General features: G+C 69.3%; 25 protein-coding genes. 8 read left to right on the top strand and 17 right to left on the bottom strand.

Translation table 11 applies throughout. The annotated features are described in order from the left end of the window. The first annotated feature begins 4 nt into the window (after positions 1–4). Entirely contained in the window at positions 5–979 is a 975-nt protein-coding gene (locus tag FB475_RS04360; protein WP_141852744.1) for a Dyp-type peroxidase, read from the top strand. Beyond that, a complete protein-coding gene (locus FB475_RS04355) occupies positions 976–1,791 on the top strand; it encodes a family 1 encapsulin nanocompartment shell protein (RefSeq protein WP_141852742.1) in 816 nt (271 codons plus the stop codon). Before FB475_RS04360 ends, FB475_RS04355 begins: the two co-directional genes overlap by 4 nt. Here the strand turns inward: FB475_RS04355 and FB475_RS04350 are convergent, their stop codons facing one another. The 7 genes from FB475_RS04350 to FB475_RS04320 form a co-directional block, all read right to left on the bottom strand. After that, positions 1,792–2,625, bottom strand: a complete 834-nt coding sequence (locus FB475_RS04350) for a hypothetical protein (protein WP_141852740.1) — start codon at positions 2,623–2,625, stop codon at positions 1,792–1,794. Next, a complete protein-coding gene (locus FB475_RS04345) occupies positions 2,622–3,209 on the bottom strand; it encodes an RNA polymerase sigma factor (RefSeq protein ID WP_141852738.1) in 588 nt (195 codons plus the stop codon). Before FB475_RS04345 ends, FB475_RS04350 begins: the two co-directional genes overlap by 4 nt. A gap of 78 nt (positions 3,210–3,287) precedes the next feature. Next, positions 3,288–3,638: a DUF488 domain-containing protein gene (locus FB475_RS04340; RefSeq protein ID WP_141852736.1), complete on the bottom strand. Its 351-nt coding sequence runs from the start codon at positions 3,636–3,638 to the stop codon at positions 3,288–3,290. Between the two features lie 27 nt (positions 3,639–3,665). Then, positions 3,666–4,853 carry an amidohydrolase gene (locus FB475_RS04335; protein WP_141852734.1) on the bottom strand — a complete coding sequence of 396 codons (1,188 nt, stop codon included), beginning with the start codon at positions 4,851–4,853 and terminating at the stop codon, positions 3,666–3,668. A 21-nt stretch (positions 4,854–4,874) separates the two neighbouring features. Further along, on the bottom strand, positions 4,875–5,492 hold the full coding sequence (locus FB475_RS04330; RefSeq protein ID WP_141852732.1) for a GntR family transcriptional regulator: 618 nt from the start codon (positions 5,490–5,492) through the stop codon (positions 4,875–4,877). Positions 5,493–5,535: 43 nt separating this feature from the next. After that, positions 5,536–6,183 carry a response regulator gene (locus FB475_RS04325; protein ID WP_141852730.1) on the bottom strand — a complete coding sequence of 216 codons (648 nt, stop codon included), beginning with the start codon at positions 6,181–6,183 and terminating at the stop codon, positions 5,536–5,538. Further along, complete coding sequence (locus FB475_RS04320; protein ID WP_185759062.1) at positions 6,180–7,124, bottom strand: HAMP domain-containing sensor histidine kinase; 945 nt, start codon at positions 7,122–7,124, stop codon at positions 6,180–6,182. The genes FB475_RS04325 and FB475_RS04320 overlap by 4 nt, the downstream gene beginning before the upstream one ends. 125 nt (positions 7,125–7,249) lie before the next feature. Here FB475_RS04320 and FB475_RS04315 point away from each other — a divergent pair, with 125 nt between their 5' ends. The 3 genes from FB475_RS04315 to FB475_RS04305 all read left to right on the top strand — a co-directional run bounded on the left by FB475_RS04315 (position 7,250) and on the right by FB475_RS04305 (position 8,580). After that, complete coding sequence (locus FB475_RS04315) at positions 7,250–7,564, top strand: TraR/DksA family transcriptional regulator (RefSeq protein ID WP_141852728.1); 315 nt, start codon at positions 7,250–7,252, stop codon at positions 7,562–7,564. A 9-nt stretch (positions 7,565–7,573) separates the two neighbouring features. Next, a complete protein-coding gene (locus FB475_RS04310; RefSeq protein ID WP_202878254.1) occupies positions 7,574–7,867 on the top strand; it encodes a TraR/DksA family transcriptional regulator in 294 nt (97 codons plus the stop codon). A gap of 179 nt (positions 7,868–8,046) precedes the next feature. Then, positions 8,047–8,580 (top strand): rod shape-determining protein, encoded by a 534-nt coding sequence (locus FB475_RS04305; RefSeq protein WP_185759060.1) that lies wholly within the window; start codon positions 8,047–8,049, stop codon positions 8,578–8,580. On the opposite strand, the gene FB475_RS04300 is transcribed toward FB475_RS04305, so the two are convergent. Beyond that, complete coding sequence (locus FB475_RS04300; RefSeq protein WP_141852724.1) at positions 8,558–9,046, bottom strand: pyridoxamine 5'-phosphate oxidase family protein; 489 nt, start codon at positions 9,044–9,046, stop codon at positions 8,558–8,560. The two genes, FB475_RS04305 and FB475_RS04300, sit on opposite strands and share 23 nt — an antisense overlap. A gap of 86 nt (positions 9,047–9,132) precedes the next feature. Here FB475_RS04300 and FB475_RS04295 point away from each other — a divergent pair, with 86 nt between their 5' ends. Continuing rightward, the gene (locus FB475_RS04295) at positions 9,133–11,001 is read left to right on the top strand and encodes a hypothetical protein (protein WP_238331954.1); all 1,869 of its coding nucleotides are present in this window, start codon (positions 9,133–9,135) and stop codon (positions 10,999–11,001) included. Here the strand turns inward: FB475_RS04295 and FB475_RS04290 are convergent, their stop codons facing one another. Further along, entirely contained in the window at positions 11,002–11,730 is a 729-nt protein-coding gene (locus FB475_RS04290; protein ID WP_141852722.1) for an SDR family NAD(P)-dependent oxidoreductase, read from the bottom strand. 144 nt (positions 11,731–11,874) lie between these two features. Here FB475_RS04290 and FB475_RS04285 point away from each other — a divergent pair, with 144 nt between their 5' ends. After that, entirely contained in the window at positions 11,875–12,870 is a 996-nt protein-coding gene (locus tag FB475_RS04285) for a sigma-70 family RNA polymerase sigma factor (protein WP_141852720.1), read from the top strand. Here FB475_RS04285 and FB475_RS04280 read toward each other — a convergent pair. After that, the gene (locus tag FB475_RS04280; RefSeq protein WP_141852718.1) at positions 12,853–13,557 is read right to left on the bottom strand and encodes an isocitrate lyase/PEP mutase family protein; all 705 of its coding nucleotides are present in this window, start codon (positions 13,555–13,557) and stop codon (positions 12,853–12,855) included. The genes FB475_RS04285 and FB475_RS04280 overlap by 18 nt on opposite strands. After that, complete coding sequence (locus tag FB475_RS04275) at positions 13,554–14,024, bottom strand: carboxymuconolactone decarboxylase family protein (protein ID WP_141852716.1); 471 nt, start codon at positions 14,022–14,024, stop codon at positions 13,554–13,556. Before FB475_RS04275 ends, FB475_RS04280 begins: the two co-directional genes overlap by 4 nt. A 46-nt stretch (positions 14,025–14,070) precedes the next feature. Between FB475_RS04275 and pdxR the strand changes: the two genes are divergently transcribed. Beyond that, on the top strand, positions 14,071–15,453 hold the full coding sequence (gene pdxR, locus FB475_RS04270; protein WP_141852714.1) for a MocR-like pyridoxine biosynthesis transcription factor PdxR: 1,383 nt from the start codon (positions 14,071–14,073) through the stop codon (positions 15,451–15,453). 26 nt (positions 15,454–15,479) lie between these two features. Here pdxR and mmuM read toward each other — a convergent pair whose 3' ends face one another. Genes mmuM through FB475_RS04240 form a run of 6 tightly spaced genes read right to left on the bottom strand, consistent with a single transcriptional unit; the run spans position 15,480 to position 21,383 of the window. Beyond that, entirely contained in the window at positions 15,480–16,436 is a 957-nt protein-coding gene (mmuM, locus tag FB475_RS04265; RefSeq protein ID WP_238331953.1) for a homocysteine S-methyltransferase, read from the bottom strand. Continuing rightward, positions 16,420–17,346 (bottom strand): FAD-dependent oxidoreductase, encoded by a 927-nt coding sequence (locus FB475_RS04260; protein WP_141852712.1) that lies wholly within the window; start codon positions 17,344–17,346, stop codon positions 16,420–16,422. Before FB475_RS04260 ends, mmuM begins: the two co-directional genes overlap by 17 nt. A gap of 57 nt (positions 17,347–17,403) precedes the next feature. Then, positions 17,404–18,228: a M55 family metallopeptidase gene (locus FB475_RS04255; protein WP_141852710.1), complete on the bottom strand. Its 825-nt coding sequence runs from the start codon at positions 18,226–18,228 to the stop codon at positions 17,404–17,406. After that, complete coding sequence (locus FB475_RS04250; protein ID WP_141852708.1) at positions 18,228–19,547, bottom strand: enolase C-terminal domain-like protein; 1,320 nt, start codon at positions 19,545–19,547, stop codon at positions 18,228–18,230. The genes FB475_RS04255 and FB475_RS04250 overlap by 1 nt, the downstream gene beginning before the upstream one ends. Then, the gene (gene kdgD / locus FB475_RS04245; RefSeq protein ID WP_238331952.1) at positions 19,544–20,452 is read right to left on the bottom strand and encodes a 5-dehydro-4-deoxyglucarate dehydratase; all 909 of its coding nucleotides are present in this window, start codon (positions 20,450–20,452) and stop codon (positions 19,544–19,546) included. Before kdgD ends, FB475_RS04250 begins: the two co-directional genes overlap by 4 nt. 52 nt (positions 20,453–20,504) lie before the next feature. After that, positions 20,505–21,383, bottom strand: a complete 879-nt coding sequence (locus tag FB475_RS04240) for a LysR family transcriptional regulator (RefSeq protein ID WP_141852704.1) — start codon at positions 21,381–21,383, stop codon at positions 20,505–20,507. Positions 21,384–21,409: the final 26 nt, after the last annotated feature.

Raw genomic sequence — 21,409 nt, 5'->3', positions numbered from 1 at the left:
CCCGATGAGCCAGGACGTACTACGGGAGCCCGCGAAGGCGGCGATCTTCCTGGTGGTCGATGTACGTCCCGGTTCGGAGGACACCGCGCGGGCTCTGCTGGCGGACCTGGCCGGTCTGACCCGCGCGGTCGGCTTCCGTGCTCCGGAGGACCAGCTCAGCTGTGTCGTCGGCATCGGCTCGTCGCTGTGGCGGCGGCTGTACCAAGCCCCGCCGCCGCGTGACCTGCACCCGTTCCGCGGGCTGTCCGGTGCGCGGCACACCGCTCCGGCGACGCACGGCGACCTGCTGTTCCATCTCCGCTCCCGCCGCCTCGACCTGTGCTTCGAACTGGAACGCCAGGTGCTGCGACGGCTCGCCGGCCACGTGCAGGTGCTCGACGAGGTCCAAGGGTTCAAGTACTTCGACGAGCGCGACCTCCTCGGCTTCGTCGACGGTACGGAGAACCCGGAGGGTCGCGCGGCGACCGCTGCGGTCACGATCGGCGACCAGGATCCGGCGTACGCCGGGGGCAGCTACGTGATCGTCCAGAAGTACCTGCACGACCTGGACGCGTGGCAGGCGCTGCCGGTTGCGGAGCAGGAACGCGTGATCGGCCGGCAGAAGCTCAGCGACATCGAGTTGACCGACCAGCCGGCGAACTCGCACGTCGCCGCGACCACGATCGTCGACCCGGACGGCACCGAGCGGCAGATCGTCCGGGACAACATGGCCTTCGGCACGCCGGGCGCGGGCGAGTTCGGTACCTACTTCATCGGGTACGCCGCGACGCCCGCGGTGATCGAGCGGATGCTGCAGCGGATGTTCGTCGGCGAGCCGCCCGGCAACCACGACCGGATCCTTGACTTCTCGACCGCGGTCACGGGCAGTCTGTTCTTCGTACCGACCGCGGAGTTCCTCGAAGCACCCAGCACCCGGGGGCCGGCGACCAGTCCGGACGGCTCGCTCGGGATCGGCAGTCTGAGAAGGAGTCGTACATGACCAACAACCTGCACCGCGAGCTGGCCCCGATCTCGGACGCCGCCTGGGGCGAGATCGAGGAGGAGGCTCGGCGTACGTTCACCCGCGACATCGCCGGCCGCCGCGTCGTCGACCTGGTCGGCCCGGCCGGACCGGGACTGTCCTCGGTCGGTACCGGTCACACGGAGTCCGTCGAGGCCCTGGGGGCGTCTCTGGGTGACGGCGTGCAGGCACTGCGGCGGCAGTCGCAGCCGATCATCGAGCTGCGTGTGCCCTTCACCGTGACCAGGCAGGCGGTCGACGACGTGGAGCGTGGCGCGAAGGACTCCGACTGGCAGCCGGTGAAGGACGCGGCGAAGCGGATCGCGTACGCCGAGGACCACCTGGTCTTCCACGGCTCCGGCCCCGCCGGCATCCTCGGCCTCGCCCCGAGTTCATCGAACGACGTACTGACGCTGCCCGGTGACCCGAAGGACCTTCCGGACGCGGTCGCCAAGGCCCTGCAGGCGCTGCGGCTGGCAGGGGTCAGCGGGCCGTACAGCCTGCTGCTGTCGGCCGATGTGTACACGGCCGTGGCCGAGACCACTGACCACGGTTACCCGATCCGCGACCACCTGTCCCGGCTGGTCGGCGACGGCGAGATCATCTGGGCTCCGGCGCTCGAGGGTGCGTTGCTGGTGTCCACGCGCGGCGGGGACTACGAGCTGCACCTCGGCCAGGACCTCTCCATCGGATACCTGTCCCATGACGCCGACAACGTCACTCTGTACCTGCAGGAGTCCCTGACCTTCCTTGCGCTCACTGCGGAGTCCAGCGTCGTACTGCGTCCCTGATCAGTTCGGCCCGTAGTTCCAGACGTACGACTTGCGGCAGGTCTTCGGGTCCGGGTGCGGCGTCACCCACACGATGACCTTGCCGCTGGGGTTCACGTAGCAGGTGTTGCTCTGCGCGTGGACCTCGCCGTCGGTCCGCGGGCTGGTGTAGACCAGCTTGCCGTCGGCGTCGTACCCGCGAACCACGTAGACGCGTGGCGTGCTGTCGGAGTGCGGGCCGCGGAGACGGACGTACGGTACGGCGCTGTAGTAGTAGCCGTTCCGCAGTACCGCCTCGACCGGTTCCTGGTTGCCGACGGCAACGGTGATGCGCTTGATCTGCGCGGCGTAGGCGCCGGAGCCGATCCCGCGCAGCTCGATCGGCCGGTACAGGTCCTGGTCCCGGCCCTGCGGGAAACCGGAGTTCAGGTTGCCCTTGGCATCGAACCCGCAGGGTGTCCACGATCCGGCGCTCTTGATGACCACCCAGGTCGTCGTGTAGGCGCCGGCCGGCGGGTCCGTGAACCGGAATCCGTCCAGCACCTGGTGGGGCTGCTTGGCCGGCGGGAAGCCGAATCGTGCTGCGCAGAGCTTGCCGAGCCGCGCCTTGTCCGCGGTGTCCAGCGGCTCCACGGTCTGCCTCGGCTGCGTCACCGGAGCCGGCGCGTTGGTGTGCCGCAGCGCCGGGACCCCGAACGCGAGGCCGGCCGTGACGGCGAGGACGGCCGCGGCCGCCAGCAGCGGTACGACGCGGTTGCGTGGCTTGTGGGCGGCCTCGTGCGCGACGATCGCGGTGAGCTCGGCCCGCTGGCGTGCCCGGGTTTCCGGGCGGAGGTCGGGTGCGGAGGTGATCATGCCGGTGACTCCAGGGTGGTGAGAAGGTCCAGCTCACGCAGGTGCTTGCGGGCCCGGGACAGCCGGGACTTGACGGTGCCGAGCGGTACGTCCAGTGCTACCGCCGCGGCCTGCTGGTCGAGGCCGGCCCAGATGCACAGCTCGACGATCTCGCGCTCGTGCTTCGGCAGCCGTTTCATCGCCTCCCGCGCCTGCTGCAGCCGCTGGTCGTCGTCGATCCGCCCTGCCACTTCGTCGGCGTGGTCGCGGACGTTGCTGACCAGCACGTGCGCGGCCGCGACCGCACGGCGGTACCGGAGCTTGGCGCGCCACTCGTTGCGGGCGGTGTAGTCAGCCGCTCGCAGCAGCCACGGCAGGGCCGAGTCGCGGTCGAGTACGACGTCCGCCCGCCGGCGCCACGCGTGCAGGAACACCGTCGAGGTCAGGTCCTCGGCATCACTCCACGACCCGGTCCGCCGGTACAGGAACGAGTACACGGCCTGCGCATGCCGGTCGTACAACTCCCCGAACGCCTCCGCGTCCCCGGCGGTCGCCCGCTCCCACAGACTCCCGTCCGACAGTTCGACTACCCGCAGGCCATTCATGGACTGCTCCGCATGCACACTCCGATCTCGGGCCGGCTGACACCCTTCATGTGTCGCTGCCACGAGAAAGGTTCCCGCTCACTTCTTCTGAAGTAGCTCGGCCAGAACAGCCGCCTGACTGATCTCCAGCTCCTTGGTCGCCGTCAGCAACGTCAGCCGGCCACCCGCAAACTCCCTCAACCGGGCGAACGCAGCAGTCTGCGCAGGCTCCTTCAGCTCGAGCTCGTACCGCCGTGCGAACTCGTCGTACCGCTCAGGGTCATGCCCGTACCACTCTCGCAGCTCGGTGGACGGCGCCACGTCCTTGCACCAGTCGTCCAGCTGAGCCCGTGCCTTGCTGACACCGCGTGGCCACAGCCGGTCCACCAGCACTCGGACCCCGTCGTCAGGCTCCACAGCCTCGTAGATGCGCCGCACTCGCACTGTCACAAGCCCTACGGTAGTTCGTCGCGGTGCTCACACCTGGAGTTCGCCGTCGCGGACCACGACCTGTCCAGCGGCGATCACGACTTCACGGCGCGGGGCGCGCACCAGTACGTCCGGCGCGTTCTCCGCGTCGAGCAGCACGATGTCGGCGCGGGCTCCGACGGTCAGGCCGTGGTTCTCCCGGTGGACGAAGGGAGCGCCGTACGTCGTCGCGAGCTCGACCGCATACGTCAGGTCCTCGTCGGTGCGCAGTCCGTGCAGCCGGGCGAATCCGCGGGCGACCTGCAACAGGTCACCATCACCGTACGGCGACCACAGGTCGCGGATGCCGTCCGTACCGAGGCCGATCGGCACGCCCGCGGCGCGCATCTCGCGGAACGGCAGCGGCGCCGACGCCGGCGGGGCGACAGTGGTCCAGGAGATCCCGGCCTCGCCGAGCAGCTGGACCAGGTCGGCGCGTCGCGCCGAGGGCAGCTCGCCGAGCGCGAACCCGTGAGAGACGTTCACCTTGCCCTGCAGGCCGGCCTGGATCGTGCGTTCGGCGATCAGCTCGTACTGGAACGCGCCGAGGTCGCCGTGGTCGTGCAGGTGCAGGTCGAGCCCGACGTCGCGCCGGGTCGCGATCTCGAACAGCGCGTCCAGCTGGCCGACCGGGTCGCGGTCGATCGTCGCCGGGTCGAGGCCGCCGATACTGGTCGCCCCTTCGGCCGCCGCCTTGTCGAGCAGCTCGAGTACGCCGGGACGCCGCAGTACGCCGTCCTGCGGGAACGCGACCAGCTCGATCTCGACCGCACCGTTCAGGTCGTCGGCTGCCTCGAGCACGCCGGCGATCCCGCGCAGCCCGACGCCGAGGTCGACGTCGACATGCGTCCGGGTGGCCGTCGTGCCGTGCCGGACGAACTCCCGCAGTACCGCCTTCGTACTGTCCACGCTCGGGATCCCGTACTTGTCCCGCTCAGCCCGCTCGTGCGCGATCCGGCCCTGGGTGGTCGGCTCGCCGCCGTAGGAGACCCATTTCTGGCCCCACCAGCTCTTGTCTACATGCGCGTGCGCGTTCACGAACCCCGGCAGCGCGAGCAGGCCACGCCCATCGATGCGCTCATCGGCCGCACCGCCGCTCCCGGCGGGGGACAGCTCCGAGATGAGACCGTCGACGATGGTCACGTCGACCGCATCCCCACCCCACGGGCGCACGTCGGCAAGCAGCACAGAGGTCATGGGCTGAATGGTATACCAAACCTACGAGCGGAGGTCGCGCAGGATTTGCTGGGAGTGGGCCAGGTGTTCGGCGGCCAGTCGTTCGGCGAGTTCGACATCCCGGTTGGCGATGGCTGTGCAGAGCTCGCGGTGTTGCCGGGCGACGCCGAGGAGGTCGTCGTGCTGGGTGAGCAGCCAGCGCATCCGGCTGCGGAGTGGGCGTTCGATCTCCGTCAGCAGTTCGTTGCAGGCCAGTTCGGTGACCTGTTCGTGGAAGTCGGCCGCCTTCCGCCGCGCCAGCACCGCGTTGCCGGCCTTCGCCGCCGCCAGGTGTTCGTCCAGCGTTGCCTGTAAGCGTTCCAGCCCATCGCGGGTACGCCGTTGCGCCGCCAGCCGGAACGTCAGCGGCTCGAAAGCCGTCCGTACCTCGATCAGATCCGCGATGTCGGAGTCCGTGAAGGTCCGCACCACCGCCCACGACCGCGGCCGCAGTGTCACCAGGCCCTCGCTGACGAGCGCCTTGAGGGCCTCCCGCACCGGCACCCGGCTGACGTCGAGCGCGCTCGCGAGCTCACGCTCGACGAGCCGGTCGCCGGGCGCGCGGACGCCGTCGAGGATCTCCTCGCGCAACTGCCGCGTCACGCGTTCGGCCTCACCCACCCGAACCTCCTCCGATTTGGTATTCCATTATCCACGCGCCGGTTCACGGTTCGAGCAAGCCTGCGCGGATCGCGTAGCGGGTCAGGTCCAGCCGGTCGCGCAGGCCCAGCTTCTGCAGGATGTTGGAGCGGTGCCGCTCGACCGTCTTCACGCTGATCGTCAGCAGCTCCGCGATCTCCTTCGACGAGTTGCCCTCGGCAACCAGCTTGAGGATCTCCTCCTCGCGCGCGGTGAGGATCTGCTGCGGCAGGTCTGCGCCCCGCTTGATCCGGTCCAGGTAGCTGCGCACCAGCCGCGTCATCGCGCCCGGGTACAGGAACGGCTCGCCGCGCATCGTCGCCCGGCAGGCCTCGACCAGATCCCGGTCCAGCACCGACTTCAGTACGTACCCGGACGCGCCGGCCTTCAGCGCCTGGAAGAAGTACTGCTCGTTGCCGTACATCGTCAGCATCAGCACCCGCACGTCCGGCGCCACCGTCGACAGCTCCCGGGCCGCCTGCAGCCCGGTCATCCGCGGCATCGCGATGTCGAGGATCGCGAGGTCGATCGGTTGTCGGCGGCAGATCGCGACCGCCTCGCTGCCGTCGGACGCCTCCGCGACCACCTGCAGATCCGGCTCGCCGTCGAGGATCAGCCGCACGCCGCGCCGGACCAACGCGTGATCGTCGGCCAGCAGGATCTTCGTGGTCATGACGCCTGCCGGACGGTCAGAGTGACCCGCGTGCCGCCGTGGTGTCCGTCTCCGATCTCCAGCGTCGCGCCGATCAGCAACGCCCGTTCCCGCATCCCGCGGATGCCCGCGCCTTCGTGCGCAAGCCCAGTACCTCGCCCGTCGTCCTCGATCCTCAGCACCACTGCCGAACCCTCCCGAACCAACGCGAGCTCGACCTGCGAAGCCCCCGCATGCCGAGCGACGTTGGTCAGGCTTTCCTGAGCCACCCGATACAGCACCAGCTCTGTCTGCTCATCGAGCTCCAGGCCGCTGTCGAACCGTCGCCGGATCTCCAACCCCGTGTGATCCGACACCTCGTCGGCGAGCGCGGTCAGCGCACTGGTCAGCCCGAGATCCTCCAGTACGCCGGGCCGCAGCCGGTGTGCGAGCCGCCGTACCTCGTCCAGACTCGCCCGGGTCGTCTCCTGCGCCTGCACCAACTCGCCGCGCAGCCCCGGATCCGGCGCCCGGTCCGCCGCGCGCTTCAGATCCATCAGTACGGCGGTCAGCGTCTGTCCGACCTCGTCGTGCAACTCGCGGGCGATCCGCCGGCGCTCGGACTCCTGCGCCGACAACGCCCGCGCCGCGCTGGTCGCCCGCTCCTGCTCGAGCCGGTCGAGCATGTCGTTGAAGGCCCGCAGCAGATCGGGTACGCCGCCGTGCCCGCGGACCGGCAGCCGCTGCCCGGGCCGCAGTACATCGACCGTCGACATCCGCCGGTTCAACCGGGCCAGCGGGGCGAGACCGACGCGCAGGAGTACCGCGTTGGCCACCAGCATCACCGCGAGACCACCGATCAGCACGGCTGCCTCCGTGAACAGGACAGGCACCGAGACCGTCACCGGCGCCCACAGCAGCAGCGCGGTCGCAGCACCGAGAACGACCGCGTTGAGGGCGAAGATCCGCCAGAACAACGACACTGCTCGCACCCTCCTTTCGGGCGACGGGGTTTCAGTCACTATCGCAGGCTCTGCCCAGCCGCACCGGCGAAAGATGGGTGCTGGTCCCCATGGGAAACGGTCGTGGCAGCGGCCATGGTGGGGACATGAACAGCCCGAAGACCGCACCCGTCGACCACCGGGTGCACGAGATCCTCCAGCGGCTGCAGCACGAGCGGAACACCCGCCTGGCGCAGCTGAACGCGATGGAGGCCGACAAACCCAACTCCAATGAGGACCTGGTCACAGCGCAGACCACCGCGATCCGGCTGGTGCTCAAGGAGATCGACGCAGCGGAAGAGCGCGTGGCGGATGGTACGTACGGCGTCTGCGGCGGCTGCAACGCCAACATCCCGGTGGGACGGCTGGAGATTCTCCCGTATGTCCGGTACTGCGTCCGCTGCCAGCAGCAGGCGCTCTGAGGACGACTGGTGAGGACTCTGCCGCGGGAGGAACTGGCAGCACTACGAGCAACCCTGCTGGACCAGCGAGCGTTCCGGCGCGAACAGCTGGCCGGTTTCAGCAGGGGTGCTGTGCTGGAGGAGCTGGTGGGTGCTGCTCGCCTGGTGCTGGCAGATGTCGAGGCCGCGCTGGACCGGATGAACACCGGTCACTACGGCGAGTGCCGCAGCTGCCGCGGCCCGATCGAGCTCTCGCGCCTTCGCATCTGCCCACAGACCCTTTACTGCGCGGAGTGCCACCGCCTCCGGGAAACCGGCCGATGAAGTGGTCGCACGGTCGCATGCCGCAGCCGAGGGCGCGCGGCCTGGCGCTGGATCTGGGTAGTGCGCGCCTTCGCCTGTGGACCCCGAGCGGACGCACGGTGGATCTGCCGTCGGCCGGTCTGGTCTCGAGAGGGCGGATTGTGGATACCTGTGCAGCGAGACGAGCGGTGCTGGCTGGGGTGTCGGAACGGCTTGAGCGGTTGACTGTGGTCGCCACCACGCCGGTGGTGTCTGACGACGAACACCGGGACGATCTACTCGCTGTCCTGCGAGGGCTTGGGGCGGTTGTGCTGATCGACGGTGTGAAGGCGGCCGCGCTCGGAGCGGGCGTGGATGTCTACGAGCCGCTCCTGGTTGTGGATGTAGGCGCCGAGCTCACGGAGGTCGGGTTGATCGCGGAAGGAGTCGTGGTGCAGGCCCGGCGTACCGACATCGGGCTGGGCGACGCCCGTACGGTTGTCGACGTTGTCGGCGAGGCCATGCTCGAGCTGTTGCAGGGGCCGTGTGGATCGCAGGTGGTGGACGCCCTGGACCGGGGCGTCCTGCTCACCGGAGGCGGCGCGCTCCGCCCGGAGATCACGTACAAGCTCGGCCGGCGGCTCGGTGCCGTGGTCCGCCCCGCACCGGCGCCGCACACGGCCGCGGTACGGGGCGCGGCCGCAGCGTTGCAGGCCACCCACCGGCATCCCACTAGCTCGCCGTCTTCTCCTTGATGATGTCCTCGACGGCCTTCGGGATCGTGGTCTCGAAGTCGAGCAGCTTCGCCCAGGTCAGCGTGATCCGGATGACGACCATCTCGTCGTAGAGCGCCTTCACGCCCTCGGCCCAGGCCGGGTACTGCTCGTCGGTCATCACCTTGTGTCCCGCGGTCAGGTAGCCCTCGGGTACGCCGGGCACCAGCTGGAGGTCCGCGGTACCGCGGAGCAGCAGTACCTTGGGCGGGAACGCGCCGGTGTCGATGGTGAGCGCGACCTTCGGGTTCTTCCGCAGCGCCGCGACCTTGGCGGACTTCGGCACGGTCGCGATCAGGATGTCGTCGCCCTCGACCCAGAACCCGATCGGGATCACCCGCGGGTCCCCGTCCAGGCCGTCGTAGGCGAACCGGGCCGGCTCGGAGCCGTGCAGGAGCTGCTGGGCGTACGGCTTGGCGAGGATCTCGGCGATCTGCTGCTGGTTCATGGCTTCTTCCTGTCTGTTCGGTGGGTGGTTCTCATCAGGGGGACGGAGCCGCCGAGGGGTTCTCGACATCGATAGGTTGGCGAATCGTGGAAAGTTTTGACTTCGGGCCGGGCCGGGTCCAGCTGTTCGACGACGGTGCAGTGGCGCAGGTGCTGCACCCCGACGGCCGGCGTCTGCTGCTCGACGCCTCCGCAGATGACGTCGTACTGCACGACAACCTGCATGCGTGGGGCAAGGGCTTCGTGATCACCGACCGCGGATCGTACCGGTTCGATAACCCGGCGTACACGCGCTGGCGGAGCAGCGGCATCGATCTGATGTACCAGTTCGGCGACCTCGAACTGCGGGTCGGCCGCCGCTTCGGGGAGCAGTGGACCGAGACGTACGAGCTCCGCAACACCGGCTCGAGCCCGATCGAGCTCGGATCGGTCGCGGTCAGTACGCCGTACCGCGACGTCTATGCGTCCAGCCGGGAGAGTCTGACCGGGTCGGTGCATGCGCACGTGTGGACCGGTGGTGCCGACGCCTGGGTCTGGGCGGTGCCCATGGACGGCAGCGGACCGGGGCTGGGGCTGCAGTTGACGGAGGGCGAGCTCTGGGCGTACTCCGTCGAGTCCCGCGAGCCGGGTACGAGCAGCAACGTCCGCGGGCACATCTACTTGCACGTGACTGACCACGCGCGGTCGCCGCACTCGATGGGCGGTCAGCCGGTGATCACGCTCGCGCCTGGTACGACGTACCGCTGGACCTGGCAGCTCCGTTGGTACGACGACCTCACAGCGTTCGAGCGGAATCCGCGGGTCGACGCGGACAGACTGGCACTCGAGGTGGGGGAGACGCTGGAGCTGAGTGATGGGCAGACCGTCACGGCTGACGCTCCTGGCGTCCGGTACGTCTCGTCGACGGACGGTAGGTCCCGGATCGCGGTGCTCTTCCACGAGCCGCTCCGCGTGATCGCCGAGCGCCGGGTGCGGTTCATCCTCGACCACCAGCGTCGGCCGGAGCTCGCGGGGAGCCGCCGGTACGCGTTCGTGCCGTACGACAATGACAGTGGTCTGACCGTGCTGGCCAGCGGTTGGCGAGACTGGTCCGACGCCCGTGAGCGCGTCGGTATGGCGCTGCTGTTGCAGGAGGTCCGCGACCGCGGCTGGGGTGATCGCACCGAGCTGGACGAGGCGCTGGCGGGGTACGAGGAGTTCGTCCGCGAGTACCTGATGGACGCCGAGGGCACGATCCAGGACGACAGCATCCACCAGAACGCCGTGCGGCTGTACAACTTCCCGTGGTTCGCGCGCTTCCTGCTCGGGCAGGGCGACCGCGACGGCGCCACCCGCATCCTCGATCGGTACTACGAACTCGGCGGCGACCACTTCCTCGCCTTCGACCTCGGTCCGCTGCTCAGCGAACTCGGCCTGCACGAGCACCTGGTCCGGCACGCCAAGACCTTCATCCAGTACGGCGACGAGCTGCCGCCGCACGAGGTGAACTACGAGCAGTCGATGGTCGCGCCGCTGCTCGAACTGCTCGCCGCTGCCTACCGGACGGGGGAGATCGACGGAGCGGAGCTGACCCGCCGTCTGCCGTGGCTGACCGCGTTCGCGGGCGACCAGCCTGACGTCCGGCTCCGGCACATCGCGATCCGGCACTGGGACGGTTACTGGTTCGGCCGGTTGCGGCTGTGGGGCGACGTCTTCCCGCACTACTGGTCGGCGTTGAGTGCGGTCGTGTACGGCGCGTGGCCGCGCGAGCTGGTCACGCCCGAGGAAGCCGCGTGGCTCGATCGCGCCGAGGAAGCGATTCTCAGGGCGAACCTGGTCAGCTTCGCGCCGGACGGATCGGCGACGTGCGCCTTCGTGTACCCGAGCTGCGTGAACGGGCAGCCGGCCCACGTCGCCGATCCGATCGCGAACGACCAGGACTGGGCGCTGGTCTACGCGCTGCGCCGGCTCAGCTGATCAGCCCGCGACCAGCCCAGCGTTCTGGCGTTCCATCGCCTTGACCGCACCGTTCGCCCATGTCGGCGCGAGCATCGCGGACATCGCATCCGGGAAGATCTCCTCGTCACCGGCCGCGACACCGTCGAGGATTGCCCGCGCGACCGACTCCGGCGACGCCTTCGGCGCGTCGAGGTCCCGGGACATGTCGGTGTCGGTCGGACCAGTGAGTACGGCGTGCACGCGGACGCCCTGCGGTGCGAGCAACGCCCGCTGCGCCTGGGTCATCGAGAACGCCGCCGCCTTGGAGATCGAGTACGCCGGAATGATCGGCAGCGACGCCAACGCTGCCACGGACAGCACGTTGACGATGGCGCCGTGCGACTCGACCAGTTGCGGCAGGAACGCCGTGGTGACCGCATGCGGGCCGAAGAGGTTCACGGCCAGGTGCCGTTCGAGCAGCGCCCGGTCGCTGAGATTGTCGTACGCGGCGTGCCCGGCGTTGTTGATCAGGACGTCCAGGGACTCGACGGTCTTCGCCGCCGCCTCGATCTGCGCCTGATCGGTCACGTCCAGGCTCAGGTACGTGACGCGCGGGTCCTGGTGCGTGCGCGGGACCCGGGTACCGGCGTACACCTGGGCGGCGCCCTGGCGCAGGGCTTCCTCGACGAGTGCTTGCCCGATGCCCCGGTTGGCGCCGGTGATCAGGACGGTGGCGTTCTGCACCTTGTTCTGCACCGTGTTCTGCATGGTGTTTCTCCGTTCGAGCTGTCTCAGTGCTTGCACAGAGGACAGACCACGTCTGCCGAGTGAACTGGTCGGACCAGTAGCGATCAATTCGGCCGTGTGCCGGTGTCAGCAACGGTGGGAGAAGAATGGGAACGGAGGTGTCTCATGCCGGACGAACTGCTGCAGCGGGCGCGTGAGGGTGACCGGGACGCGTTCGCGGCGCTGGTCGAGCCGCATCGGGCGGAGCTGCAACTGCACTGTTACCGGATGCTCGGGTCGTTGCAGGACGCGGAGGACGCGCTGCAGGAGGCTTTGCTGTCGGCATGGATCGGGCTGAGCGGGTTCGAGGGCCGGTCGTCGGTGCGGACCTGGCTGTACCGCATCACCACGAACCGGTGCCTGAACGTGCTGCGGTCGTCGTCACGCCGGCCGCAGCACGCCGTACCGCTGCCGGTTCCGGCGCCGGAGCCGTCGCGGTCCGGTGAGGTATTGTGGCTACAGCCGTATCCTGACAACCTGCTCGACGGATTGCCGGACCGGTTGCCGGGACCGGAGGCGCGGTACGAGTCCCGCGAGGCGATCTCGTTGGCGTTCGTGACCGCGGTGCAGTTGTTGCCGCCGAACCAGCGCGCGGTGTTGTTGCTGCGCGACGTTCTCGGGTATCGCGCCAGTGAGACCGCTGAGTTGCTCGGGTTGACCGAGGCGGCGGTTACGAGCGCGCTCGCCCGGGCTCGGGTGACGATGGCGGGCAACGTGCCGGCCAAGGCGCCGGCCACTGTGGACGAGCAGGAGTTGGCGGAGCGGTTCGTGGCGGCCTTCACCGCGCAGGACGTGGATGCGCTGGTCGCGTTGATGACCAGCGACGCGTGGGTGCGGATGCCGCCGCTGCCGTTCGAGTACCAGGGCCGCGAGGCGGCGCACCGGTTCTTCACCGCGCTGGCCGCCCACGAGCGGCAGATCGCGGCGATGGTGCCGGTCCGCGCCAACGGGCAGCCGGCCTGGGGCGAGTACATCCGCGATCCGGTCACCGGCGGCCTGCACCTGATCGGGGTGCTGGTGATCGGCCTGTCCGGTGACCGGATCGACGAGATCGTGCATTTCGAGACCACGGTCGCGCCGTACTTCGGCCTGCCGCGGACGCTCTCAGAGCCGGGGGAGTAGCTCGCGCAACTGGTTCATCAGGTAGTCGTGCACGCTGGTCCCGTACGAGATCCGGGTCGCGCCCGCCGCGGCGAGCTCAGCCGGCCCGGGTCCGCCGGTCTTCGCGTGCCCGTTGATCGGGCCGCCGACGCCCTCGGCCACCTGCTTGAGTTGGTCGAGCGGCGCGAGGATCGGGTAGACGCAATCGGCGCCGGCGCGGCGGTACTCGCGTCCGCGCCGTACCGCTTCGCCGACCGGGTCGCCCACCGGCCGGATGAAGGTGTCGACGCGGGCGTTGATCACCAGCTCGGCACCCGCGGCCGCCCGTACCTCGGCCAGATAGTCGGCCTGGCGCGCGATGTCGACGAGCGCGCCGTCGACCGAGTCCTCGAGGTTGCAGCCGACCGCGCCGGTCTCCAGCAACCGCTCCGCGAACTCCTTCGCCGGCAGACCGTACCCGGCCTCCATGTCGGCCGTCACCGGTACGTCGACCGCGCGGGCAATCCGCGCCACGGCGTCGAACATCGTCGCCGCCGGGGTCAGCTGGCCGTCGTCGTACCCGAGGACACGGGCGACCGCCCCGCTGCTGGTGGCAACAGCGGGGAAGCCGGCCTCGGCGACGAGGCGTGCGCTCACCGGGTCCCAGGCATTCGGCAGGACCAGCGGAGTGCCGCCGTGATGCAGTGCCCGGAAGTCTTCGGCCGTCATGGCTTGTAGTGGCCGGGCTCCATCCGGCCGGTGACGCCGACACGGGTCCACATGTTGATCGTGATGATCAGCGCGATCAGCTGCGCCAGCTCCTTCTCGTCGAACGCCTGCGCCGCGACCTCGTACACGTCGTCCGGGACGTGGTCGACGCTGATCAGCGTGATCGCCTCGGTCAGCTGCAGCGCGGCCTTCTCCTGGTCGGTGTAGAACTTCGATGCCTCCCGCCAGACCGGGAGCAGCGCGATCCGCTGCTGCTGGTCCTCGCCGAGCTCACGGAGGTCGAGGGAGTGCATGTCGGTGCAGTACGCGCAGCCGTTGATCTGCGAGGCCCGGATCCGTACCAGGTGCGCCAGCTTCGGGTCGAGCCCGGTGTCGGACACCGCGTCCAGCTCGATCATCGCCTTGTAGAAGTCCGGTACCAGATTGGCGAGCTTGACCCGCCGCGTCGTTGTCGATGTCGTTGTCATGGCTCCAACCTATGTCGCGATCGGCCCAGGTGTATGGTCCACTTCTATGGCAGAACAGCGGGCCAATTCGGCGGGTGCGGACCTGCACCTCGAGCTCGGCGTGACCCGGGGCCGCAGCGATCTGGTGCGGGCGTTGCACGAGTCGATCCGGAGCGGCCGGCTGGCGGCGGGAACCCGGTTGCCGTCGTCGCGGTCGTTGGCCAAGGACCTCGGCATCGCGCGGAACACGGTGGCGGACGCGTACGGGCAGTTGGTCGCGGAGGGCTGGCTGACCGCGCGGCAGGGCTCCGGAACGGTCGTCGCGGAGCGGGCCGTCGCCCCGCCGACGCCGCCGATCTCGTTGCCGGAGGCCCGTAGTTTCCGGTACGACCTGACGCCGGGTGCGCCGGACGTGGCGACGTTCCCGCGGACCGAGTGGCTGGCCGCGGCGCGCAAAGCGTTGACCTTGGCGCCGAACGAGGCGTTCGGGCTGGGCGATCCGCGCGGCCGGATCGAGTTGCGGCATCAGTTGGCGGACTATCTGGCCCGGGCGCGCGGCGTGCGAGCCGACCCGGAGCGGATCCTGATCTGTTCGGGGTGGGTCCAGGCGCTGAGTCTGCTGAGCGAGGCGATCAAGAATCTCGGCGGTACGACGATCGCGGTCGAGGAGTTCGGGTACGGCCTGCACCGGGACGTGATCCGGGCGCGCGGGTTGTCCGTGGCCGCCGTACCGGTCGACTCGCTGGGTGCTGACACCTCGCAGTTGACCGGGTCCGGAGTGTTGCTGACGCCGGCGCACCAGATGCCGACCGGCGTACCGCTCGCACCGGAACGCCGTACCGCCGCCGTCGAGTGGGCGCGGGAGACCGGGGCGGTACTGATCGAGGACGACTACGACGGCGAGTTCCGGTACGACCGGCAGGCCGTCGGGGCGCTGCAGGCTCTCGATCCTGAACGCGTCGTCTACACAGGTACGGCCAGCAAGAGCCTCGCGCCGGGTCTACGGCTGGCGTGGATGGTCCTGCCGCAACGCCTGATCGAACCGGTGGTCGCGGCCAAGCGGACCGCCGACTTCCAGACCGCGACGCTCGAACAACTCGTCCTCGCCGAATACATTGCCTCGGGCCACTACGACCGCCACGTCCGCCGCTCCCGCCTGCACTACCGCCGCCGCCGGGACCGCCTGGTAGAACTCCTCGCCGTTCGAGCTCCCAAGGTGAAGGTCGCCGGCATCTCCGCAGGCCTCCACGTCCTCCTGGACGTCCCCGGCGACGCCGAAGACATCGTCACGAGAGCAGCCCGCCAAGGCCTGGGCCTGGCCACCCTGACGAAGTACCACTTCAACCCAACCCCAGCCACCCGCCAAGCAGTAATCGTCGGCTACGGCACCCCACCCGACCACGCCTACCCCGGCGCCCTAGACCTCCTCTGCCAAGTCCTCGGCGTCTGAGCCGCAAACTGGAAGAACAGCGGTGGTTAGGCCACGCGCGCCGCGAGTGAGCGGATGTCGTTCGGGCCGACTCGGCAGCAACCGCCGACGTATGTCGCTCCGGCCTCGGTCCAGTCGCGCGCGAACTCCGCCGGTCCCGCGCCATGGCCGACCCAGGTGCGGGTGACCGGGTCCCACGTCTCGCCGCGGTTGGGGTAGGCGACGGCGGGTTTGGCGGTGGTGGCGACGGCGGTTCGGACGGCGGGGAGTACGTCCTCGGGGTTGCAGCAGTTGATGCCGACGGCAATCACCTGGTTGATGGCGGCGGGGATGGCGAAGGCGGCTGCCAACGGTTGGCCGGCGCGGGTCTGGGTGCCTTCGATCGAGTACGAGAACCAGGCGGGGAGGTCGAGTTCGGCGAGGAGCTCGACCAGCACCTCGGCCTCGTCGGCGTCGGGGATGGTCTCGACGGCGAGCAGGTCCGGACCAGCCGACGCGAGCAGTTCCAGCCGCGGGCCGTGGAAGTCGCGCAGCACCCGCCGGCTCACGCCGTACCGTCCCCGATACTCCGACCCGTCCGCAAGCACCGCCCCGTACGGCCCAACCGAAGCCGCCACCAACCGCCCCCCACCCGCCCCCGCGGCCCGCGGCTGGTTGGTGGGTGCCGTGGGTAGTGGTCGACTCGGGGGTGGGATGGGGTGGTCGGCGTCGAACTGGTCGCGGACTTGGCGGGCTATTCGGACGCTGTTGGTGATCAGGCGTTCCGCCTCGGTGCGGGAGACGCCAGCGCGTTCGAAGCCGGGGACGCTGGCCTGGTAGCTCGCGGTGGTGGCTACCATCGCGCCGGCCTCGTAGTACGCGCGGTGGACGGCGGCGACCTCCGCGGGGTCGTCGCGCAGCAGGCGGGCGGACCAAAGCGCGTCGGACAGGTCGTGGCCGCGGTCCTCGAGGGCGTTCGACAGGCCGCCGTCGAGGATGATCAGGGGGTCAGACGGTGCGGGCAAGGTCAAGGACCTCGTCGGCGCAGCCCCACGAGAGGGTGATTCCGGAGCCGCCGTGGCCGTAGCAGTGGATGATCGGCTCGCCGGCACGGGTGCGGACCAGCTCGCAGCGGATCGCCGGGCGGGCGGGGCGGAGGCCGACGCGTTGGCGGATGATGTTCGCCTTGCGCAGTTGGGGGACGAGTTCGGCGGCGCGGTCGAGGATCTGCTCGGTGGTCTTCGGGTCGACCGCGAGGTTCCAGTCGCCCGGTTGGCTGGTACCGCCGACGACGACGTCGTTCCTGCGCGGGATGACGTACGTCAACTCGCTCGGCGAACGGTCCGCGAGCAGCCAGTCGGTCAGGCCGCACGGTTCGACCGTCAGCACCTGGCCGCGGACCGGCGTCACGGTCGGGTCGCTCGCGGTCAGGCGGGCGCCGAGCCCGGCGCAGTTCACCACCAGATCGGCAGCGGTCGGTAGCGCGGACAGTGCCGCGCGGGTCAGCGTTCCGCCGGCGGCCTCGAGCCGTTTCACCAGCGCGGGTAGGTACGCCGGCATGTCGATCACCGGCGCCGTGAACGCCCACCCGTCGACGAACCCCGGCGGCGGCGACCCGACCCGGGTGAGATCCGGCAGTACGTCGGCCCACGACGGGTCCGGCGTACGTTCGGTGAGAAACTCCCGCCCGTGCCGCAGCTCGACCGCGGGCTCGACCTCGGCGAGCTTGGCGAACTCCTCGTACGTCGTCCGCGACCAACCCGCCACCCGGTCCTCGGGCGCCGACAGGTACGGGTACCAGAGCGCGGCCGCCACCGACGACGTCGTCTCCAACGGCAGGTCCCGGGCGAACACCGCCACCTCGAACCCGCCCTCGGCGAGCCGAATGGCACAGCTCAACCCGATCACGCCCGCACCCACCACGATCACGCGCATAACAGATTGTTACCCGCCAACCCCGATCACGCCACCCGCCGGCGACGGGCGTCGTTGTCAGTCGGTGACGCCGCGGGTCAGGAAGACTGTGGTGATGAAGGTCCGGTAGAGCTGCAGAGGGTCTTCGTTGTGTAGGGCAATGACCCGGTCTTCCCGGCGTTCGGTGTTGCGGAGTTGGCAGGCCAGGTCGGCGTAGGCGCGGTTGTGGAAGCGGACGGTGAGCTCGGCCGGGAGCGTGATGCTTGGTAGGCGGATGTCGCTCAACCGGGCGAGGGCTCGGCGGGCGCCGTCGTGGATGAGTTCGCGGGCGCGTTCGGGGTGTACGGACAGCGCGGCGTTGTGCGAGATCGACTCCTTCACCACGACCGATTCGATGTCCGGGCAGAACGGCTGTGCCTCGTCGATCGTGGTGCGGTCGCCGGAGATCAGTGCGACCGGCACCTGGTGGGCGAGCGCGACCAGTGCGTTGATCCCGGCCTCGCCGGTGATCGCGCCGTTCAGCCGGACCTCGGCGATCGCGCGCGGGTTGTACGTGTGCGGCAGCACGGACCCGGTCGCCCCGGCCGAACCGTGGTACGAAACGAAGAACGCGGCGTCGAACGAGCTGTCCAGGCCCTGCATCATGTACAGCGGTTTGTGCTTGCCGGACAGGTAGCTCGCCCGGCCGTGCAGCTCGTCCGGGAGCAGGTTCTGCATCGTCGAGTGCGAGTCGTTGACCAGGAACTCCGTCCCGCCCGCGGCCAGCGCGCCGTCGATCGCGGCGTTCACCTCGGCCTGCAGTTGGCGGCGGTAGTACTCGTACTCGGTGGTGGGCCCGCGCGCCTGACTCCAGTCGACGACGCCCGCCGTACCTTCCATGTCGGTGGACAAGAAGACCTTCATCACCGCACCATACAAGGCCGCTTCGGGTCGAACCGCCAGTCCTCGATCAGGTACTGCATCGCGATCGCGTCGTTGCGCGCGCCGAGACCGTGCTCCAGATAGAGCTCATGAGCAGCCGCGAGGGCGTCGCGGTCGAGCTCGATGCCGAGGCCCGGAGCGGTGGGTACGGCGATCTTGCCGCCGCTGATCCGCAACGGGTTCTTGGTCAGCGCCTGCCCGTCCTGCCAGATCCAGTGCGTGTCGAGCGCGGTGATCTCGCCGGGCGCCGCGGCGCCGACCTGGGTGAACATCGCGAGCGAGATGTCGAAGTGGTTGTTGGAGTGCGACCCCCAGGTGAGCCCGAAATCGTTGCACAGTTGGGCGACGCGTACCGACCCGGCCATCGTCCAGAAGTGCGGGTCGGCGAGCGGGATGTCGACCGCCTCGGTACGGATCGCGTGCGCGAGCTCGCGCCAGTCGGTGGCGATCATGTTCGTCGCGGTCCGGAGCCCGGTCCGGCGTTTGAACTCGGCCATCGTCTCCCGCCCGGAGAACACGCCTTCCGCGCCGCACGGGTCCTCGACGTACGCGAGTACGTCGTCCAGTCCCGCGCAGACGGCCACGGCCTCCCGCAACAGCCATGCGCCGTTCGGATCGACGGTGATCCGGGCCTCCGGAAACCGCTTGTGCAGCGCCCGCACGGCGTCGATCTCCACGTGCGGGTCGAACACGCCGCCCTTCAGCTTGAAGTCGACAAATCCGTACCGCTCCTGAGCTGCGACAGCCAGCTCCACCACCGCGTCAGCCGTCAACACGGGCCGGCGCCGCAGCCGCTCCCACCCGTCACCACCCTCGTCGGTGGGGTAGGGCAGGTCCGTTTGTGCCGCATCACCTACGTAGAACAAGTAACCCAGTACCGGGACCTCGGTGCGTTGCTGCCCTTCGCCCAATAGTTCGGCCACTGGTACACCGAGGTGCTGGCCCAGTAGGTCGAGGAGCGCGGACTCCAGCCCGGTGACGGCATGCACCGTCGTACGGAGGTCGAAAGTTTGTAGCCCGCGTCCACTGCTGTCGAGGCCTTCGAAGGTTCTGGAAACGGTGTGCAGCAGGCCTCGGTACTTGGCAAGGGTTTGGCCTGCCAACTGTGGCGCGGCGGCGCGGATGGTCTGGGCGATCGGCTCGCCGCCTGGGACTTCGCCGACGCCGACGTTTCCGGTGCTGTCGGTGATCAGCACGATGTTGCGGGTGAAGAACGGGCCGTGGGCGCCGCTGAGGTTCAGCAGCATGCTGTCGCGGCCGGCCACCGGTACGACTTCTACCGATGCGACCGTCGGCGTCATGACACCTTCCCGATCAGGTCGGCGAGCAAGGCAACCTCGTCAGCGTTCAGATCCTGCAGCGGCGGCCGCACCGGCCCGGCATTGCGCCCGATCGCGTTCACACCGGCCTTGACGATCGACACGGCGTACCCCTTGGTCCGATCGCGAATGTCCAGATAGGGCAGCACGAACTCGTTCAGCTTCCGGTAGACCGCTGAACGATCCTGCGCCAGCACATCCGCATAGAACCCCAGCGCGAACTCCGGGACGAAGTTGAAGATCGCCGACGAGTACGTGCTGTACCCGAGTTGCAGCAGCGGCAGCGCGAACGTTTCCGCCGTCGGCAGACCGCCGATGTACGTCAGCCGCTCACCGACCCGCGCGTACGTCCGCGTCATCTGCTCGACGTTCCCGACCCCGTCCTTCAAACAGACGAGGTTCGCATTCCGCTCCGCGAGCTCAGCCACTGTCACGTCGCTGAGCACCGCGTTCGCCCGGCTGTACACAGTCACGCCCAGACTCGTACTACGGCACACCGCAGACACATGCTCGATCAGACCACGCTGCCCGGCCTCCGTCAGGTACGGCGGGAACAGCAGGATCCCGTCCGCGCCCGCAGCCTCCGCGGCGCGCGCCCCTTCGATCGCCGACGCCGTACCACCGGTCGCAGGCGCGATCACCGGCACGCGTCCATCGACCTCGGACACCGCGGCCCGTACGACGGTGTCGATCTCCGAAGGCGTCAACGAGAACCCCTCGCCGGTACCGCCCGCGGCGAACAGACCTGCGACGTCGTACTGGCTCAACCACGAGAGGTGTTCGCGGTACGCCGCCTCGTTGAAGCTCAGGTCGTCGTGGAATGCGGTGACGGGGAACGAGAGCAGCCCGGTCTTGAGCTGCGCGGCGAGTTCATCGGGGGAGTACACAGAGTTCAGCGTAGGAAGCGGGGTGAATACCTGTCCAAGATCGTTTTTGGATCTACTGATGCTCTGAGAGCATCGCCAACACTCGGCGCAGCACGGCGCTGGTGTTGTCCCGCCGCCAGATCGCGTGCAGCTCGACGAGATCGGCCGGTCCGTCGAGGTCGCAGTACGTCACACCGTCGACCCCGAGGCTGCGCGCCGACGCCGGGACCAGCGCGACGCCGCGCCCGGCTGCGACGAGGAGGATCACGGTGAGGATCTGCTGCACCCGTTGCTCGATCCGCGGGTGCGACGCCGCCAGGAACCGGACGGTGAGCTCGTGGAAGTACCGCGCCTGGGTCGGCGAGTAGCTGATCACCGGCTCGCCGGCGAAGTCCGCGGCGGTCAGCGGCCGGCCGAGCGACCCGAGCGGATGGTTGCCGGGGACAACAGCACACAACGGCTCGCGGAACACGACCCGGGAGGCGAGTACGTTGAGATCGAACGGCGGCCGCCCGAGCCCCAGATCGAGCTCGCCGCGCAGCAACCCGTCGAGCTGCGCGGGCGTCACCCGCTCGTGCAGGATCACGTCGACGTCCGGCAACTCCTCGGACAGCCGGCGCAGCAACGGCCCCAACGTACGGATCGCCGAGGTCGCGGTGAACCCGAGCCGCAAAGTGCCCGCGGCCCCTTGATCAACCCGCCGGGCAAGGTCCCCGGCGGTCTCGACCAGAGCCAGCAACCGCCGGGCCTCGACCAGAAAGGCGCGCCCGGCCTCGGTCAGCTCGACCTTGCGGTTGTCGCGCTCCAGGAGCCGGACGCCGACGGCCCGCTCGAGCTTCTGCACCTGCCGGCTCAACGGCGGCTGGGTCATGTTCAGCCGCTCGGCGGCCCGCCCGAAGTGCAGCTCCTCGGCGACCGCGACGAACGCACTCAACTGATCGAGCGAAAACATTATGCCGGAAAGGTATCACTCGATGC

The sequence above is a fragment of the Kribbella jejuensis genome (genome assembly GCF_006715085.1).
Taxonomy (GTDB): Bacteria; Actinomycetota; Actinomycetes; order Propionibacteriales; family Kribbellaceae; genus Kribbella; species Kribbella jejuensis.
Note: the sequence above shows the minus strand (reverse complement) of the source record. Positions and strands in the feature narration are given on the sequence as shown.

Bases quoted from the DNA above. Each gene is read 5' to 3' on its own strand.
- FB475_RS04260 (WP_141852712.1), bottom strand. From the start codon at position 17,346: ATGCGCGTGATCGTGGTGGGTGCGGGCGTGATCGGGTTGAGCTGTGCC.
- FB475_RS04355 (WP_141852742.1), top strand. From the start codon at position 976: ATGACCAACAACCTGCACCGCGAGCTGGCCCCGATCTCGGACGCCGCC.
- FB475_RS04275 (WP_141852716.1), bottom strand. From the start codon at position 14,024: ATGACAACGACATCGACAACGACGCGGCGGGTCAAGCTCGCCAATCTG.
- FB475_RS04290 (WP_141852722.1), bottom strand. From the start codon at position 11,730: ATGCAGAACACGGTGCAGAACAAGGTGCAGAACGCCACCGTCCTGATC.
- FB475_RS04345 (WP_141852738.1), bottom strand. From the start codon at position 3,209: ATGAATGGCCTGCGGGTAGTCGAACTGTCGGACGGGAGTCTGTGGGAG.
- FB475_RS04360 (WP_141852744.1), top strand. From the start codon at position 5: ATGAGCCAGGACGTACTACGGGAGCCCGCGAAGGCGGCGATCTTCCTG.
- FB475_RS04335 (WP_141852734.1), bottom strand. From the start codon at position 4,853: ATGACCTCTGTGCTGCTTGCCGACGTGCGCCCGTGGGGTGGGGATGCG.
- FB475_RS04250 (WP_141852708.1), bottom strand. From the start codon at position 19,547: ATGACGCCGACGGTCGCATCGGTAGAAGTCGTACCGGTGGCCGGCCGC.
- FB475_RS04240 (WP_141852704.1), bottom strand. From the start codon at position 21,383: ATGTTTTCGCTCGATCAGTTGAGTGCGTTCGTCGCGGTCGCCGAGGAG.
- FB475_RS04350 (WP_141852740.1), bottom strand. From the start codon at position 2,625: ATGATCACCTCCGCACCCGACCTCCGCCCGGAAACCCGGGCACGCCAG.
- FB475_RS04280 (WP_141852718.1), bottom strand. From the start codon at position 13,557: ATGACGGCCGAAGACTTCCGGGCACTGCATCACGGCGGCACTCCGCTG.
- FB475_RS04255 (WP_141852710.1), bottom strand. From the start codon at position 18,228: ATGAAGGTCTTCTTGTCCACCGACATGGAAGGTACGGCGGGCGTCGTC.
- FB475_RS04300 (WP_141852724.1), bottom strand. From the start codon at position 9,046: ATGAACCAGCAGCAGATCGCCGAGATCCTCGCCAAGCCGTACGCCCAG.
- pdxR (WP_141852714.1), top strand. From the start codon at position 14,071: ATGGCAGAACAGCGGGCCAATTCGGCGGGTGCGGACCTGCACCTCGAG.
- FB475_RS04315 (WP_141852728.1), top strand. From the start codon at position 7,250: ATGAACAGCCCGAAGACCGCACCCGTCGACCACCGGGTGCACGAGATC.
- FB475_RS04325 (WP_141852730.1), bottom strand. From the start codon at position 6,183: ATGACCACGAAGATCCTGCTGGCCGACGATCACGCGTTGGTCCGGCGC.
- FB475_RS04285 (WP_141852720.1), top strand. From the start codon at position 11,875: ATGCCGGACGAACTGCTGCAGCGGGCGCGTGAGGGTGACCGGGACGCG.